This window comes from Microcystis sp. T1-4 (assembly GCF_000297435.1).
Taxonomy (GTDB): Bacteria; Cyanobacteriota; Cyanobacteriia; order Cyanobacteriales; family Microcystaceae; genus Microcystis.
In genome coordinates this window covers 1-594 of sequence record NZ_CAIP01000369.1, presented here as the reverse complement: position 1 = coordinate 594, position 594 = coordinate 1, and the positions used below count along the sequence as shown (strand labels likewise).

2 protein-coding genes are annotated in these 594 nt (G+C 38.2%); both read left to right on the top strand.

What is annotated here, in order from left to right:
• Positions 1-59: 59 nt before the first annotated feature.
• The gene (locus tag MICAI_RS17565) at positions 60-248 is read left to right on the top strand and encodes a type II toxin-antitoxin system HicA family toxin (protein ID WP_002768607.1); all 189 of its coding nucleotides are present in this window, start codon (positions 60-62) and stop codon (positions 246-248) included.
• Positions 249-259: 11 nt separating this feature from the next.
• Positions 260-556, top strand: a complete 297-nt coding sequence (locus tag MICAI_RS17560; protein WP_002763050.1) for a type II toxin-antitoxin system HicB family antitoxin — start codon at positions 260-262, stop codon at positions 554-556.
• The last annotated feature ends 38 nt before the right edge of the window (positions 557-594 follow it).

Here is a 594-nt window from a genome sequence, read left to right as displayed (position 1 = left end):
TATGAAAAGGTGATGCAGATTTTACAACAATTAGGGGGGTGAAATAGAAATCATCAATTATGGAAAGTCGAGAAATTATCAAAAAACTGAAGGATGAGGGATGGTATCAAGTAGGTACAACAGGAAGTCATCATCATTTTAAACATCCCCATAAAAAAGGGAAAGTGACTGTTCCTCACCCTAAAAAGGATATTCCCCTTAAAACCCTAATCAGTATCGAAAAACAAGCCGGTATTAAGTTACGATAAAGGAGAAATCAATGATTACTTATTTAGCCACCGTTCATAAAGATAACCATAGTGATTATGGGGTACAATTTTATGACTTTCCGGGTTGTATTAGCGCAGGAGAAACCATCGAAGAAGCGAAAAAAATGGCAACTGAAGCCTTAAAAGGTCATATTTCCTTTATGTTGGCAGATGGGGACGAAATTCCCACCCCTAGCACCCTCGAAACCATTTTAACCGACGCGGATCATCAAGATGCGATCGCTTTTCTACTCATTGAGGTATCAGAAGCTATTTTAAACCATCAGGAATTGTGTGTAAAAAACTAGGTGCAGTCCCTAGCTTGGTTTGAGCGAATAAATATGTT

Bases quoted from the DNA above. Each gene is read 5' to 3' on its own strand.
- MICAI_RS17565 (WP_002768607.1), top strand. From the start codon at position 60: ATGGAAAGTCGAGAAATTATCAAAAAACTGAAGGATGAGGGATGGTAT.
- MICAI_RS17560 (WP_002763050.1), top strand. From the start codon at position 260: ATGATTACTTATTTAGCCACCGTTCATAAAGATAACCATAGTGATTAT.